The organism is Streptomyces sp. BYX5S (genome assembly GCF_054724165.1).
Genome location: NZ_CM138829.1, coordinates 7,768,843 through 7,782,729, shown reverse-complemented (window position 1 = coordinate 7,782,729; position 13,887 = coordinate 7,768,843). Strand labels below are relative to the sequence as shown.

Genomic DNA, 13,887 nt, shown 5'->3' with positions numbered 1-13,887 from the left:
GAACGACGACCGCCGAGGAGGCGAACCCACTTTGAGTACGGGATCCGGAGCAGACTCCGCCCCCGCACCTACCCCTACTCCCAGCGTTTCCCCACGCAAGCCCTCGATGTTCGCCAGCCTGAAGGTACGCAACTACCGGCTGTTCGCGACCGGGGCGGTGGTCTCCAACACCGGTACCTGGATGGCCCGCATCACCCAGGACTGGCTGGTGCTCTCCCTCACGGGATCCTCCGCCGCCGTCGGCGTGACGACGGCCATGCAGTTCCTGCCCATGCTGCTCTTCGGCCTGTACGGCGGTGTGATCGCCGACCGGTTCGCCAAGCGCAACCTGCTGTTCTGCACACAGGGCGCGATGAGCCTGTCCGGCCTCTTCCTCGCGGCGCTCACCCTCACGGGCAACGTCCAGGTGTGGCACGTCTACCTCGCGGCCTTCTTCACGGGTCTCGTCACGGTCGTCGACAACCCGACCCGGCAGTCGTTCGTGTCCGAGATGGTCGGCCCTGACCAGGTCCGCAACGCCGTCTCGCTCAATTCGGCCAACTTCCAGTCCGCCCGCCTCATCGGCCCCGCCGTCGCCTCCGCGCTGACCGCGGCCGTCGGCCCCGGCTGGGCGTTCCTCGCCAACGGCCTGTCCTTCCTGGCGCCGCTCACCGGCCTCGCACTGATGCGCACGCACGAGCTGCACGAGATCAAGCGGGCGCCGCGCGGCAAGGGGCAGTTGCGGGAGGGCCTGCGGTACGTGTCGCGGCACCCCGACCTGATCTGGCCGATCGTCCTCGTCGGCTTCGTCGGCACCTTCGGCTTCAACTTCCCGATCTGGCTGAGCGCCTACGCGGACGACGTGTTCCACGGCGGGGTCGGACAGTACGGCCTGTTCAACACGCTCATGGCGATCGGCTCGCTGGCCGGTGCGCTGCTCGCGGCGCGGCGGCGGTCCACGCGGTTGCGGGTGCTGGTCGGCGCGGCGATCGGATTCGGTGTCCTGGAGGTCGCGGCGGCGTGGGCGCCGGGCGTCTGGGCGTTCGCCCCGCTGATCGTGCTGCTCGGCATCCTCGGCCTCACGGTCAACGTGACCGCGAACTCCACGGTGCAGATGGCGACGGATCCGGAGATGCGGGGGCGGGTGATGTCCCTGTTCATGATGGTGTTCACCGGTGGTACGCCGCTGGGTGGGCCGCTCTTCGGGTGGCTCGCGGACGAGTTCGGTGTGCGGGTCAGCTTCGCCCTGGCCGGGGTGATCTGTGCGGTGGCGGCGGTCGGGGTCGCGCTCATGCTGGCGCGGGCCGCCAACCTCCGCCTCAAGGTGGACCTTCGGCGCGGTGAACGCCACGTTCAGTTCGTCCCGAGGGACCCCCGCGAATTCGCGGCGCTGGCGTAACCCCATCAAGCCCCTGCGGCGGGGTACGCCACCTTCTGCGGCGCGGTGAGCCATTCAAGCCTCTGCGGCGTTTGAGCAGCGGGGTCCGGGGCGGAGCCCCGATCTTTGAGCCCCTGCGGCGATTGAGCAGGCGGCTCCGTGGGCGACGCCGCGGGGCTCCGCCCCGGACCCCGCTCCTCAATCGCCGGAGGGGCTTGATTGTGGCCGGGCGGCGCTCGACGGGGGCGCCGGGCGGGCCTGAATGGGGCCGGGCGGCGCTCGGTGCGGCTGACGAGGAAGGGTGGAGGCCGGGGGCTCACGGGAGCGGGTTAGGCTCGATGCGTGGACCCGAAGACCCGTAACCGGATCATGGCCGGTGTACTCGTGCTGATGTTCCTCGTCGTAGCAGTCGCGGCGGCCGTCGGCCGATAGCCCGACCGAAGGCCGCCGCACGCGGGCCCCACTACCAGGCGAACGCCTCCGGGGACGGCCCCGGCCCCGGGAAGATCTCGTCGAGCCCGGACAGGACCTCCTCGCTCAGCTCCAGCTCGACCGCCCGCAGCGCCGAGTCGAGCTGCTCCTGCGTGCGCGGCCCCACGATCGGACCCGTGACGCCGGGCCGGGTGAGCAGCCAGGCCAGCGCCGCCTCACCGGGCTCGACGCCGTGCTTGTCCAGCAGGTCCTCGTACCGCTGGACCTGCTCGCGCACCTTCGTGCTCTCCAGGGCGTTCGCGCTGCGCCCGTCCTTGCGGCGCTTGCCCTCGGACTCCTTCTTCAGCACGCCGCCGAGCAGGCCGCCGTGCAGCGGCGACCACGGGATGACGCCGAGACCGTAGTCCTGCGCGGCCGGGATGACCTCCATCTCGGCGCGGCGCTCGGCGAGGTTGTAGAGGCACTGCTCGCTGACGAGGCCCATGCGGCCGTGCCGGGCGGCCGTCTCGTTGGCCTGGGCGATCTTGTAGCCGGGGAAGTTCGACGAACCCGCGTACAGGATCTTGCCCTGCTGGACGAGGACGTCGATGGCCTGCCAGATCTCCTCGAAGGGAGTGCGGCGGTCGATGTGGTGGAACTGGTAGATGTCGATGTAGTCGGTCTGGAGCCGCTTGAGCGACGCGTCGACCGCGCGCCGGATGTTCACGGCGGAGAGCCGGTCGTGGTTGGGCCAGGCGTCGCCGTCGGCCGCCATGTTCCCGAACACCTTGGTCGCGAGGACCGTCTTGTCGCGGCGCCCGCCGCCCTGTGCGAACCAGGTCCCGATGATCTCCTCGGTACGGCCCTTGTTCTCGCCCCAGCCGTACACGTTGGCGGTGTCGAAGTAGTTGATGCCGCTCGCCTGCGCCGCGTCCATGATGGCGTGGCTGGCGGCCTCGTCGGTCTGCGGACCGAAGTTCATGGTGCCGAGGACGAGTCGGCTGACCTTGAGTCCCGTGCGTCCGAGCTGTGTGTACTTCATGGGACCCAAGCCAATGCGCTGGAGTGCGCTCTAGGCAAGGAGATTCGGGGTTCCCGGCACGGAAGTCGATCAGTGCGGGGCCGCGTACGGCTTCCCGATGCCCCACGCCTGGTGGAGCGCGTCCGCGTAGGCCGCCGCCAGTTTGTGTTCGCCGGAGGCGTTGGGGTGCGTGCCGTCGTACGTGTCCCGGTGGATGTCGTACGTGTCCGGGACGGAGGCGAGGAGGAGGGGCGCGCGGGACTCGTCGAGGTCGGCGACGGCCTTCGCCAGCAGGGTGTTGAAGTGGGCGACCTCGGCGGCGAAGGGGGCGTCGGTCTCGGCGCGGACGTTGGGTATGACGGGGAGCAGCACCATGCGGACCGCCGGGTTCGCGCGGCGGGCCTCGGTGACGAAGCGGCGGGCGTTCGCCGCCGTCTGCTCGGCGTCGGTGTAGAAGCCCAGGTCGATCAGGCCGAGGGAGACGAGGAGGACGTCGGCACCGGCGGCCGTCACCGCGTCGGCGATCAGCGGCGCCATGTGCTGCCAGCCCTCGCCCCAGCCGGCCAGGTGGGCTTGCGGGAAGTCCGGGTCGGCGTAGTCGTGGCCGTCGCCGTGCAGGGCGGTGCGGGGGCCGACGAGGGTGCCCTCGGTGCCGGTGGCGCGCAGGTGCTGCCAGAAGCGGTGGCGCCAGGTGTGTTCACCGGCGCTCCCAATCGTCATCGAGTCGCCGACCGGCATGAACCTGAGCATCCGCTCATCATCGTCGATCACGCCGGGTGCGTGCGTGTGAGCCCCAACACGCCTGGCAAGCTTGGGGCATGCGTGCGTACAAGGCGTGGTCGCGGGTGGGCGGGGTCGCGGCCGCCGGAGTGCTTCTGCTCGGCGCGGCGTCCTCGGGGCCCGCGGCGGCCGACTCCCGCTCCGTCGGCTCCGACGGGTTCACGATCCAGGACCCGCGGATCACCGAGTCCAGCGGCCTCGCCGCCTCGCGCGCCCACCCGGGCGTCTACTGGACGCACAACGACAGCGACGACGGCGCGTACCTGTTCGCGGTCGACGGCCGGACAGGGAAGACGCTCGCCACGGTCACCATGAGCGGTGTCGGCTCCCCGCGCGACGTCGAGGCGGTCTCGATCGGTCCCGACGGGAACATCTACGTCGGCGACATCGGCGACAACCTCGGCGGCAAGTGGGACCACGTGTGGATCTACAAGCTGCCCGAGCCGAAGAAGCTCGTCGACCAGACGGTGCGGGCCACCCAGTACGACGTGAAGTACGCGGACGGCGCGCGCAACGCCGAGTCGCTGGCGGTCCATCCGAAGACCGGGCGGGTCTACATCGTGGAGAAGGGCGAGGACGGCGGCGGCCTCTACGAGGGCCCGGCGGCGCTCAACCCCTCCGCCACCAACACCTTCCGCCGGGTCGCCGACATCGACCTGTGGGCGACGGACGCCGCCTTCTCTCCCGACGGTGAACAGCTCGCCGTACGCGGCTACTTCGGCGGCGTCGCCTACCGGTGGAACGACGGAAAGCCGGAGCGCCAGGGCCAGTTGAACGTGCCGTTGCAGCCGCAGGGCGAGTCGGTGACGTACACGCTCGACGGGCGGACGCTGCTCTACGGGAGCGAGGGGCAGGGCAGCGAGGTGAAGCCCGTGGAGGTCGAGGGCGCGGGCGGCTCCGACTCCGGTTCCGGCAAGGGCGGTTCGGGCGACGGCGGCGACGACGGCGGCAGCGCCCTCACCGGCAAGGCGGGCGCGGTCGGCGCCGCCGTCGTCCTCATCCTGCTGTTCGGCATCGGAAGGCTCTTCCGCCGCCCGAAGAACCGCTGACCTGCTCGCCCAGGACGCGCACTTCCGCACCGGCGGGGCGTTCTGTCATCACTCGGCGCGTGCCGCGACGAGGACGTCGAGTCCGTCGAGGATCCGCTGGAGCCCGAAGTCGAAGTGGTCGAAGTCGGGGGCGAACGTGTCGGGGGACAGGGACGCCATCACCGGGTAGCGGCCACTGGCCATCGCGGCCTCCAGGGTGGGGCCCTGCGCCTCCCAGAACGCGGCGTCCGTCATGCCCGACCTCGTCTTCGCCTCCTGTTCGTGGACGCGGGTGCGCGCGACCCCTGACACGTATCCGTCGACCATGATCAGGACGGAGAGCAGCTCCGGGTCGGTGAGGCCCATGGGCTTGATGCGGGCCATCATCTTCTCCAGCGAGGTCATCGCGCCGGGGCCGATCACCGGGCGGGCCTGGTTGACCTGGAGCAGCCAGGGGTGGCGCTGGTAGAGGGTGAGGGTCTCGCGGGCCATCGTGGCGACGGCGTCCCGCCACGTGCCGTCGCCGAATGCGGCCGGGTCCTCGTGCGGGGTCTGCACCCGGTCCAGCATCAGGTCGAGCAGCTCGGCCTTGCCCGGCACGTACCGGTACAGCGACATGGTGCCGGTGCCCAGGTCGGTGGCGAGCCGGCGCATCGAGACGGCGCCGATCCCCTCGGCGTCCGCGACCTCGACGGCGACCTCGACGATCCGGTCGAGCGAGAGCGTGCGCTTCGGCCCCCGGCTCGGCCGGTCCCCCGTGCCCCACAGCAGCTCCATGCTGCGCCGGATGTCGCCGCTGCCGGAGGTCTCGGCGCTGCTGTTCGTGCCCTGGGTGCCGCTGGTCATGGGGTTCAGCGTAAACCTCTGGCGAAAAACTGAGTACGGTGTACTCTCATTTGGGTACGGTGTACTCAGTTGGTGGGCGAGGGGGAGTGTTCCGATGACGACGGGCGGAGGAGGAGCCGTGACCGACGGGGATCACGAGGACGCGGTGCGGGCCGAGGGGCTCGTGAAGCGGTACGGGGAAAAGCGCGCGCTCGACGGGTTCGACCTGACGGTGCGGCGCGGCACGGTGCACGGCCTGCTCGGGCCGAACGGGGCGGGCAAGACGACCGCCGTGCGCGTGCTCGCCACGTTGCTCAGGTTCGACGCGGGGCGGGCCGAGGTCGCCGGCGTGGACGTGGCCTCCCGTCCGCGCGAGGTGCGCCGCCGCATCGGGCTCACGGGGCAGTACGCGGCGGTGGACGAGGTGCTGACGGGCCGGCAGAACCTGGAGATGTTCGGCCGCCTCTTCCACCTCGGCGGCCGCCGGGCCAGGGCGCGGGCGGCCGAACTGCTCGACCAGTTCGGGCTCGCGGACGCGGGTGACAAGGGGGTCGGCGAGTACAGCGGCGGCATGCGGCGCCGGCTCGACCTGGCGGCGTCCATGATCCTCACCCCGGACGTGCTGTTCCTGGACGAACCGACGACCGGGCTCGATCCGCGCGGCCGGGGCGAGGTCTGGGAGAGCGTCAGGGAGTTGGTGGCGGCGGGCACGACCGTGCTGCTGACCACCCAGTACCTGGAGGAGGCCGACAGGCTGGCCTCGCGGATCACCGTCATCGACCAGGGGCGGGCCATCGCCGACGACACCCCCGAGGGGCTCAAGCGGTCCGTCGGCGGGGACCGGGTCGAGGTCGTGGTGGCGGAGTCCGGCGACCTGCCGCGCGCCGCGAAGATCCTTGCCCGCAGCGGTGTCGAACCGGTGGTCGACGAGGAGGCGCTGCGGGTGCACGCGCCGGTCGCCGACCGGGTCGCGGCGCTCACGGACGCGGCGCGCACGCTCCAGGACGAGGGCGTCGCGGTCGAGGACATCGGACTGCGCAGGCCGAGCCTCGACGATGTGTTCCTGCGGCTGACGGGGAGGGCGGCGTGATGAGCGGGACGACGATGTACTGGGCGGTGGCCGACTGCTGGAACGTGGTGCGGCGCGGCCTCACGCACTACCAGCGCCAACCGGTCAACATCGCCTGGCAGTTGGGCTTCCCGATCCTGTCGGTGCTGCTGTACGGGTATGTCTTCGGCAGCGCGATGGTGGTGCCGGGCGGCGGGGACTACCGGGACTTCCTGATGCCGGGGATGTTCGCGATGACGATGGCGTTCGGCTTCATCAACACGGCGACGCTCGTGGTGCACGACGCCACGAAGGGGGTCATCGACCGGTTCCGTTCGATGCCGATGGCGCCGTCGGCGGTGGTGTCGGGGCGCGGGGTGACCGATCTCCTCGTCGCCTGCGCGGAGTTGGCGATCCTGATGCTGACGGCGTTGGCGATCGGGTGGCGGCCGGACGGTGGGGTGCTGGGCGGTCTGGCTGCCTTCGCGCTGCTGCTGTGGTTGCGGTTCGCGCTGATCTGGCTGGGGGTGTGGCTGGGGCTGCTGGTGCCCAATCCGGAGGCGGCGGGCGGGCTGTTCGCGGTCGCGTTCCCGCTGACGATGATCTCCAGCATCTTCGTCGCGCCGCAGCTGATGCCGGATTGGCTGGGGGTGGTGGCGGCGTGGAACCCGATCTCGTCGACGGTGGGTGCGGCGCGGGAGTTGTTGGGGTCCCCCGTGGGGGCGGGGGATTCGTGGATCGAGCAGCACGCGGTGCTGATGGCGTTTGTGTGGCCGGTGGTGCTGACGGTGGTGTTTCTGCCGCTTGCGGTGGGGCGGTTCCAGCGCTTGTCCCGTTGACCGGCCCCGTGGTTCCGGCCCCGGGGCTCCGCCCCGGCCCTCGCTGCTCAATCGCCGCAGGGGCTTGAAAAGCCTGCTCAATCGCCGCAGGGGCTTGAAAGACCTGCTCAATCGCCGCAGGGGCTCAGAATGCGCAATCGCCGGCGGGGCTTGATTTATCAAGCCCCGCCGGCGATTGAGGCGCGGGGTCCGGGGCGGAGCCCCGGGGGCGTAACGCCGGGTGGGTCAGAGGTGGGTGATGACGTGGTCGATGCAGGCCGTGAGGGCCTGGACGTCGGCCGGGTCGATCGCCGGGAACATCGCGACGCGCAACTGGTTGCGCCCCAGCTTCCGGTACGGCTCCGTGTCCACGATCCCGTTCGCCCGCAGCACCTTCGCCACAGCGGCAGCGTCCACACTCTCGTCGAAGTCGATCGTGCCGATGACCTGCGACCGCTTCGCGGGATCCGTGACGAACGGCGACGCCACCTTCGACTCCTCGGCCCAGCCGTACAGCCGCGACGACGAGTCCTTCGTCCGCGCCGTGGACCACGCGAGCCCGCCCTGCCCGTTGAACCAGTCCAGCTGCTCGGCGAGCAGGAAGAGCGTGGAGAGCGCGGGCGTGTTGTACGTCTGGTTCTTGCGGGAGTTGTCGATCGCCGTCGGCAGCGAGAAGAACTCCGGGATGTGACGGCCGGACGCGTGGATGCGCTCGGCGCGCTCGATCGCGGCCGGGGAGAAGACGGCGATCCACAGGCCGCCGTCGGAGGCGAAGGACTTCTGCGGGGCGAAGTAGTAGACGTCCGTCTCGGCGATGCCGACCGGCAGGCCGCCCGCGCCGGACGTGGCGTCGACGAGCACGAGCGCGCCCTCGTCGGCACCGGCGATCCGCTTGACCGGGGCGGCGACACCCGTGGAGGTCTCGTTGTGGGTCAGGCCGTAGACGTCGACACCGGCCTCGGCGACCGCCTCCGGGTGCGTACCCGGGTCGGAGGCGATCACGGTCGGCTCGGCGAGCCAGGGCGCGAGCTTCGCGGCCTTCGCGAACTTCGAGGAGAACTCACCGAAGTTCAGGTGCTGCGACTTGTTCTCGATCAGGCCGTGCGTCGCCACGTCCCAGAACGCGGTGGAGCCGCCGTTGCCCAGGACGACCTCGTAGCCCTCGGGGAGGGAGAAGAGGTCCTTGACGCCTTCGCGCACGCGACCGACGAGGTTCTTCACGGGTGCCTGGCGGTGCGAGGTGCCCATGAGGGAGGTACCGGTGGCGGCCAGGGCGTCCAACGCCTCCGTTCGCACCTTGGAGGGGCCAGCGCCGAAACGTCCGTCGGCGGGCTTGATGTCAGCGGGAATCTGGATCTCAGCCACGAAATGGAGGGTAGCCGTTGGGGTTTCACCGACCGCAACGTGTTCGGTGGGTGAGATGCCCCATCTCGCCTCCGCGCGGCCCCGCCACCGCTACGGTCCCGCGATCTCGTGGGCCAGCGCGATCAGGGCCGGAACCGACGGGTGGCCGGGGCCCTGGCGGCGGGCCAGCAGGACGGGCAGGTCGGGGGCGTCCGTGAGCGGCACGTAGCTGACGCCGGGATGCGGATGCAGGTCCGCGGTCGCCGTCGACGTCACCCCCACCGCCTGGTCCGCGGCGATCGCGGCGAGCCAGTCGTCGGTGTTGGCGACCGTCAGGGTCGCGGTGGGCCGGGCGGCGGGCGGCCACAGGGCGAGGGAGGTCGTGCCGGAGACGGTGTTCAGGGCGATCACCTGGTCGCTGAGCTCGGCGAGCGTCAGCCGCGCGCGGCGGGCCAGCGGACTGTCCGACGGCACCGCCGCCACCCGCGCCTCCTCGTGCAGCAGCTCGGTGATCAGGCCGGGCGTCTCCACCGGGCCGCGCAGCACGGCGACGTCGACGGCGCCGCGGGTGAGGCCCGCCGTCCGGTCGTCGATGCGCAGCAGCTCCAGCGGTACGTCCGGGTGGGCGCGGCGCCAGCGGCGCAGCAGCGGCGTGGTGAACGCGCCCGCCGCCGACCAGGCGTGGCCGAGGCGCAGCGGACGGTGCGGGGCGCGGGCGGCGGCGAGCGCGTCCTCGAAGGCGGCGACGGCGACGGCGGCCTTCTCGCGGAACGCGTGGCCCTCGGGGGTGAGGTCGAGGTGGTGGGTGGAGCGGTCCACGAGCCGGACGCCGAGCGCTTCCTCCAGCGCCGCGAGCGTGCGGGAGACGACGGGCTGGGTGAGCCCCAGCCGCGCGGCGGCGCGCGTGACGCCGCGCTCCTCGGCGACGGCGAGGAAACAGCGCAGGTGGCGCAGTTCCGGTTCCCTGGTCATGTCCGTGGAGCATAACCGCGGCGTAGAAGGCATTTCACGGGCCGTGCCGGACGGCTCTAGCGTGAAGGGACACCTCGGCCTCCCCGTTCACCAGGATGGCCTGTAGCGTCTAATGCATTGCACTGCACTCCACGGCACTGCACGTGAGAAATTCAGAGAGGGGTGGACCGTGAGCGGCCCGCAGACCGAACCCGTGGCCGGGGCGCAGGACGTCGCCCCGGCCGTGACCGCGAGCGCCGGCGCGGAGCCGACGCGCCGCCGCGGCCCGCTCGGCCCGGTCGGTCTCGTGCTCGCGGGCTGCGTCTCGGTGCAGTTCGGCGCGGCGCTCGCGGTGAGCCTGATGCCGCGGGCCGGGGCGATCGGCGTCGTCACGCTGCGCCTCGCCGTGGCGGCCGTCGTGATGCTGGTCGTGTGCCGCCCGCGGCTGCGCGGGCACTCGCGCGCGGACTGGGGCACGGTCGTCGCCTTCGGCATCGCCATGGGCGGTATGAACCTGCTCTTCTACCAGGCGGCGGCCCGTATCCCGCTCGGCATCGCGGTCACCTTCGAGGTGCTCGGTCCGCTCGCCCTCTCCGTCCTCGCCTCCCGCCGCCTGGTCAACGTCGTGTGGGCGGGTCTCGCCCTGTGCGGCGTGTTCCTGCTCGGCGGGGCGGGCGACGGGCTCGGCGGCCTCGACCCGGCGGGTGTGGGCTTCGCCGTCGCGGCCGGTGCCTGCTGGGCGACGTACATCGTCTTCAGCGCCCGCACGGGCCGCCGCTTCCCGCAGGCCGACGGGCTGGCGCTCGCGATGGCGGTCGCGGCGGTGCTCTGCCTGCCGCTCGGCATCGCCACGGCCGGTACGAAGCTGATCGACCCGGTGACCGTCGGCCTCGGCGCCGCGGTCGCGATCATGTCCTCCGTCCTCCCGTACACCCTCGAACTCGTCGCCCTGCGCCGGCTGCCGGCGTCCACGTTCGCGGTGATGATGAGCCTGGAGCCGGCGGTCGCCGCGCTCTCCGGCTTCCTCGTCCTGAGCCAGGACCTCGCCTGGTCGGAGGCGGTGGCCATCGCTCTGGTGATCGCGGCGAGCATGGGCGCGGTGCGGACGCAGGTGGGGCGGAAGAAGGATCCCGCGGTCGTCCTGCACGAATGACCCGGTGATCCGGAGGACGGGTCCCGTCACTGCTTGCCGGTGCCGACCGGGTCCACGTAGACCTTCTGGTCCGCGCCGTCGGAGACCGGCAGGTTGATGCCGACCTTCAGCGTCGCGGAGTGGGTCTCGTTCGGCGGCGTGATGTCGAGGGAGGTGACGTCCACGCCGGAGCCGCCGGTGGTGTTCGGCGGGTAGTGGAGGGTGAAGCGGGTCGTCTCGCCGTTGCCCAGGACGACGGTCGGCGACGCGAGGTCGCTGCGCTGGGCGCTGAGCGGCCCGGAGGCCTCGTCGGTGCGGAGGTCGACGCCCGGGAAGCCCTTGAGCGAGCAGGCGTCGCTGGTGTTGCGCATGCTGATGACGAGGGTGCCCTCGCCCATGCCGTGCGCGGAGTCGAACGCCAGGTTGTCGGTCGTGCACGGGCCGGTGTTGATCTGCCCCTTGCCGCTGCCCTCGGCCGCCGCGGCGTCCGGGTCGTCGGAGGTGTCGCCGGCGTTCTTCCCGGAGGTCTCGCCGCCGGTGGTGGCCCCGGTGCCGGTGGAGGACTCGCCGCCGCCGGAGGACGAGGCGGACGAGGACGACGAGGCCGCGTCCTCGTTGCCCTGGCAGGCGGTGAGCGAGAGGCCCGCGGCGAGGGCGACGGCGGCGAGGGTGAGCTTGCGAGCGCGCATCGTTTTCGTCCTTTGCTGTTCGGTGGCTGTTCGTTCGTGGTGCGTTACTGATCACCAGGACCCTCGGCGGGCGGCGGACCGTTCCACCTGTCCGCCGCCTTGTACATGCCTGTTACACACGACTGGGGGCCCGTCACCGATGGGACACAGCTGTGACTCGGCGGATCTTGAACCCCGGCCCCCGAACGTGGACGAGCGGGCGGGAACCGGGGCGCGGGAATCAGGAATCGAGAAGCGCGGCCGCGCGGCCGCTTCTAGCCTGCTCGGCATGACCCTCACCATTCACACGAGCTTCCTGCCGCACGACGACCCGGACGCCTCGGTCGCCTTCTACCGCGACGTCCTCGGCTTCGAGGTCCGCAGCGACGTCGGCCAGGGCCGGATGCGCTGGATCACCGTCGGCCCCGTCGGCCGCCCCGACACGTCCCTGCTGCTGGCACCGCCCGCCGCCGACCCGGGCATCACGGAGGACGAGCGCCGCACCATCACCGAGATGATGGCCAAGGGCACCTACGGCTGGATCCTGCTGGCCACCGACGACCTCGACGCCACGTTCGAGAAGGTGCAGGCCGGTGACACCGAGGTCGTCCAGGAGCCGACCGAGCAGCCGTACGGCATCCGGGACTGCGCCTTCCGCGACCCCGCGGGCAACCTCGTCCGCATCCAAGAGCTGCGCTGAGGGTCGCGCCGTGTGTCAGCCCGAGTGGCGGCGCGCACGCGTCGAGGCGCAGCGCCTGACCGACCTCGCGCGGTTGCGCCGCGTCCGCGACCGGATCGACCGGGAGTACGCGCGCCCCCTCAACGTCGAGGCACTCGCCCGCGACGCGCACATGTCCGCCGGACATCTCAGCCGCCAGTTCCGGGCCGCGTACGGCGAGTCCCCGTACTCGTACCTGATGACGCGGCGCATCGAGCGCGCGACGGCGCTGCTGCGGCGCGGCGACCTCAGCGTCACCGAGGTGTGCTTCGAGGTCGGCTGCGCGTCGCTGGGCACGTTCACCACGCGCTTCACGGAACTGGTCGGCATGCCGCCCGGGGCCTTCCGGCGCCTCGCCGCGGACGGGGCGGCCGCCCACGACGGCGCCGCGGCCACGGCCGCCGACGCGGGGCCCGCGGTCGTCGTGGAGGGGATGCCGGCGTGCGTCGCCAAGCAGGTGACGAGACCGGTCAGGAATCGAGAAGCGCCGGCCGCGGAGCCGCCCATAGCGTGAGAGCCATGGAAACCACCGCAGCCACCACGTCCGTCGAGGCCCTCGAAACCGTCACCCTCGAAGTGACCGACACCGAGGCCGCCCGCCGCTTCTACGCCGCGTTCGGAGCGGCCCCGCACATCCGCCTCCGGGCGTCGGAGGCCGCCTCCACCGGGTTCCGCGGCTTCACCCTGGCCCTCTCGGTGGCCAACCCCGCCACCGTCGACGCCTTCCTCGGCGCCGCCGTGGACGCCGGAGCCGAGGTCCTCAAGCCCGCCACGAAGTCGCTGTGGGGCTACGGCGGCGTCGTGCGGGCGCCGGACGGGACGATCTGGCAGATCGTGACCTCGGCGAAGAAGGACACCGGCCCGGCCACGGGGAAGATCGACGACCTCGTCCTGCTGATCGGCGTCGAGGACGTCAAGGCCACCAAGCAGTACTACGCCGAGCGCGGCATGACCGTGGCCAAGAGCTTCGGCGGCAAGTACGCCGAGTTCGCCCCCGGCGCGGCCGGCACCGTGAAGCTGGCCCTCTACAAGCGCCGGGGCCTGGCCAAGAACCTCGGCGTCGCCCCCGAGGGCAGCGGCTCGCACCGCATCGTCCTCGGCGGCGCCGACCGCCCCTTCACCGACCCGGACGGCTTCGCCTGGGAACCGGCCGCAGCCGCCCCCTCCGCACAGTCCTGACCCCGCGCTTCCGACCACAGACCCCCGACGAGGAGACCGCCATGCCGCGAACGAAGCCGTCCACCGAGCCGTCCACCGAGCAGTACAGCGGATTCACCGCCGAGGAGCGGGCCGCGATGAAGGACCACGCGCAGGAGCAGAAGAAGGCGGCTGCGCGGCGCGGTACGAAGGAGGAGAAGGCGGCGGCGGCCGAGCAGGAGGTGCTCGCGAAGATCGCCGAGATGCCGGAGGCGGACCGGGTCCTCGCCGAGCGGATCCACGCGATCGTCAGGGCCGTCGCCCCGGACCTCGCGCCCCGGCTCTGGTACGGGATGCCCGCCTACGCCAAGGACGGCAAGGTGCTCTGCCACTTCCAGGCCGCGCAGAAGTTCACGACGCGGTACGCCACGCTCGGCTTCAGCGACCGGGCGACGCTCGACGACGGGGAGATGTGGCCGGTCGCCTACGCGCTGAAGGAGCTGACCGAGGACGGGGAGCGGCGCGTCGCCGAGCTGGTCAAGAGGGCGGTGGGCTGAGGCCCGCTCCCACTTTCCATGCAAGCACGCTTGCTTGTTTCTGGCTCCCCTGCCATGCTCCAGGCACGCCGCACACCGCCGTGCCCCGAGGG

At 71.7% G+C, this 13,887-nt stretch carries 15 protein-coding genes; 9 read left to right on the top strand and 6 right to left on the bottom strand.

Translation table 11 applies throughout. The features are described from left to right. Positions 1 to 31: 31 nt before the first annotated feature. Positions 32 to 1,378, top strand: a complete 1,347-nt coding sequence (locus tag ACYBSK_RS35115; RefSeq protein WP_460244517.1) for an MFS transporter — start codon at positions 32 to 34, stop codon at positions 1,376 to 1,378. 442 nt (positions 1,379 to 1,820) lie between these two features. Here ACYBSK_RS35115 and ACYBSK_RS35110 read toward each other — a convergent pair whose 3' ends face one another. Together ACYBSK_RS35110 and ACYBSK_RS35105 are read right to left on the bottom strand one after the other, a co-directional pair. Further along, positions 1,821 to 2,810, bottom strand: a complete 990-nt coding sequence (locus tag ACYBSK_RS35110) for an aldo/keto reductase (RefSeq protein ID WP_460244516.1) — start codon at positions 2,808 to 2,810, stop codon at positions 1,821 to 1,823. Positions 2,811 to 2,879: 69 nt separating this feature from the next. Next, the gene (locus ACYBSK_RS35105) at positions 2,880 to 3,539 is read right to left on the bottom strand and encodes a GDSL-type esterase/lipase family protein (protein WP_460247157.1); all 660 of its coding nucleotides are present in this window, start codon (positions 3,537 to 3,539) and stop codon (positions 2,880 to 2,882) included. A 68-nt stretch (positions 3,540 to 3,607) separates the two neighbouring features. On the opposite strand from ACYBSK_RS35105, the gene ACYBSK_RS35100 reads away from it, so the two are divergent. Continuing rightward, positions 3,608 to 4,618, top strand: a complete 1,011-nt coding sequence (locus tag ACYBSK_RS35100) for a WD40 repeat domain-containing protein (protein ID WP_460244515.1) — start codon at positions 3,608 to 3,610, stop codon at positions 4,616 to 4,618. Between the two features lie 48 nt (positions 4,619 to 4,666). Here the strand turns inward: ACYBSK_RS35100 and ACYBSK_RS35095 are convergent, their stop codons facing one another. Further along, on the bottom strand, positions 4,667 to 5,443 hold the full coding sequence (locus tag ACYBSK_RS35095; RefSeq protein ID WP_460244514.1) for a TetR/AcrR family transcriptional regulator: 777 nt from the start codon (positions 5,441 to 5,443) through the stop codon (positions 4,667 to 4,669). A 94-nt stretch (positions 5,444 to 5,537) separates the two neighbouring features. Between ACYBSK_RS35095 and ACYBSK_RS35090 the strand changes: the two genes are divergently transcribed. After that, complete coding sequence (locus ACYBSK_RS35090; RefSeq protein ID WP_460244513.1) at positions 5,538 to 6,512, top strand: ATP-binding cassette domain-containing protein; 975 nt, start codon at positions 5,538 to 5,540, stop codon at positions 6,510 to 6,512. Further along, complete coding sequence (locus ACYBSK_RS35085) at positions 6,512 to 7,309, top strand: ABC transporter permease (protein ID WP_457481280.1); 798 nt, start codon at positions 6,512 to 6,514, stop codon at positions 7,307 to 7,309. Before ACYBSK_RS35090 ends, ACYBSK_RS35085 begins: the two co-directional genes overlap by 1 nt. A gap of 225 nt (positions 7,310 to 7,534) precedes the next feature. On the opposite strand, the gene serC is transcribed toward ACYBSK_RS35085, so the two are convergent. Together serC and ACYBSK_RS35075 are read right to left on the bottom strand one after the other, a co-directional pair. Beyond that, on the bottom strand, positions 7,535 to 8,653 hold the full coding sequence (gene serC, locus ACYBSK_RS35080; protein WP_460244512.1) for a phosphoserine transaminase: 1,119 nt from the start codon (positions 8,651 to 8,653) through the stop codon (positions 7,535 to 7,537). Between the two features lie 90 nt (positions 8,654 to 8,743). Then, positions 8,744 to 9,637: a LysR family transcriptional regulator gene (locus ACYBSK_RS35075; protein ID WP_460244511.1), complete on the bottom strand. Its 894-nt coding sequence runs from the start codon at positions 9,635 to 9,637 to the stop codon at positions 8,744 to 8,746. A 136-nt stretch (positions 9,638 to 9,773) separates the two neighbouring features. On the opposite strand from ACYBSK_RS35075, the gene ACYBSK_RS35070 reads away from it, so the two are divergent. Next, complete coding sequence (locus tag ACYBSK_RS35070; protein ID WP_460244510.1) at positions 9,774 to 10,736, top strand: EamA family transporter; 963 nt, start codon at positions 9,774 to 9,776, stop codon at positions 10,734 to 10,736. Positions 10,737 to 10,762: 26 nt separating this feature from the next. Here ACYBSK_RS35070 and ACYBSK_RS35065 read toward each other — a convergent pair whose 3' ends face one another. Beyond that, on the bottom strand, positions 10,763 to 11,404 hold the full coding sequence (locus tag ACYBSK_RS35065) for a DUF4232 domain-containing protein (protein WP_460244509.1): 642 nt from the start codon (positions 11,402 to 11,404) through the stop codon (positions 10,763 to 10,765). A 268-nt stretch (positions 11,405 to 11,672) separates the two neighbouring features. On the opposite strand from ACYBSK_RS35065, the gene ACYBSK_RS35060 reads away from it, so the two are divergent. The 4 genes from ACYBSK_RS35060 to ACYBSK_RS35045 are packed head-to-tail and all read left to right on the top strand — an operon-like array spanning position 11,673 to position 13,795. Further along, positions 11,673 to 12,083: a VOC family protein gene (locus tag ACYBSK_RS35060; RefSeq protein ID WP_457481275.1), complete on the top strand. Its 411-nt coding sequence runs from the start codon at positions 11,673 to 11,675 to the stop codon at positions 12,081 to 12,083. 10 nt (positions 12,084 to 12,093) lie between these two features. Further along, positions 12,094 to 12,615 carry a helix-turn-helix transcriptional regulator gene (locus ACYBSK_RS35055; RefSeq protein ID WP_460244508.1) on the top strand — a complete coding sequence of 174 codons (522 nt, stop codon included), beginning with the start codon at positions 12,094 to 12,096 and terminating at the stop codon, positions 12,613 to 12,615. 5 nt (positions 12,616 to 12,620) lie between these two features. After that, positions 12,621 to 13,280, top strand: coding sequence for a glyoxalase (locus ACYBSK_RS35050; RefSeq protein WP_460244507.1), 660 nt, complete (start codon positions 12,621 to 12,623; stop codon positions 13,278 to 13,280). Between the two features lie 41 nt (positions 13,281 to 13,321). Beyond that, positions 13,322 to 13,795 carry an iron chaperone gene (locus tag ACYBSK_RS35045; protein WP_460244506.1) on the top strand — a complete coding sequence of 158 codons (474 nt, stop codon included), beginning with the start codon at positions 13,322 to 13,324 and terminating at the stop codon, positions 13,793 to 13,795. Positions 13,796 to 13,887 lie beyond the last annotated feature (92 nt).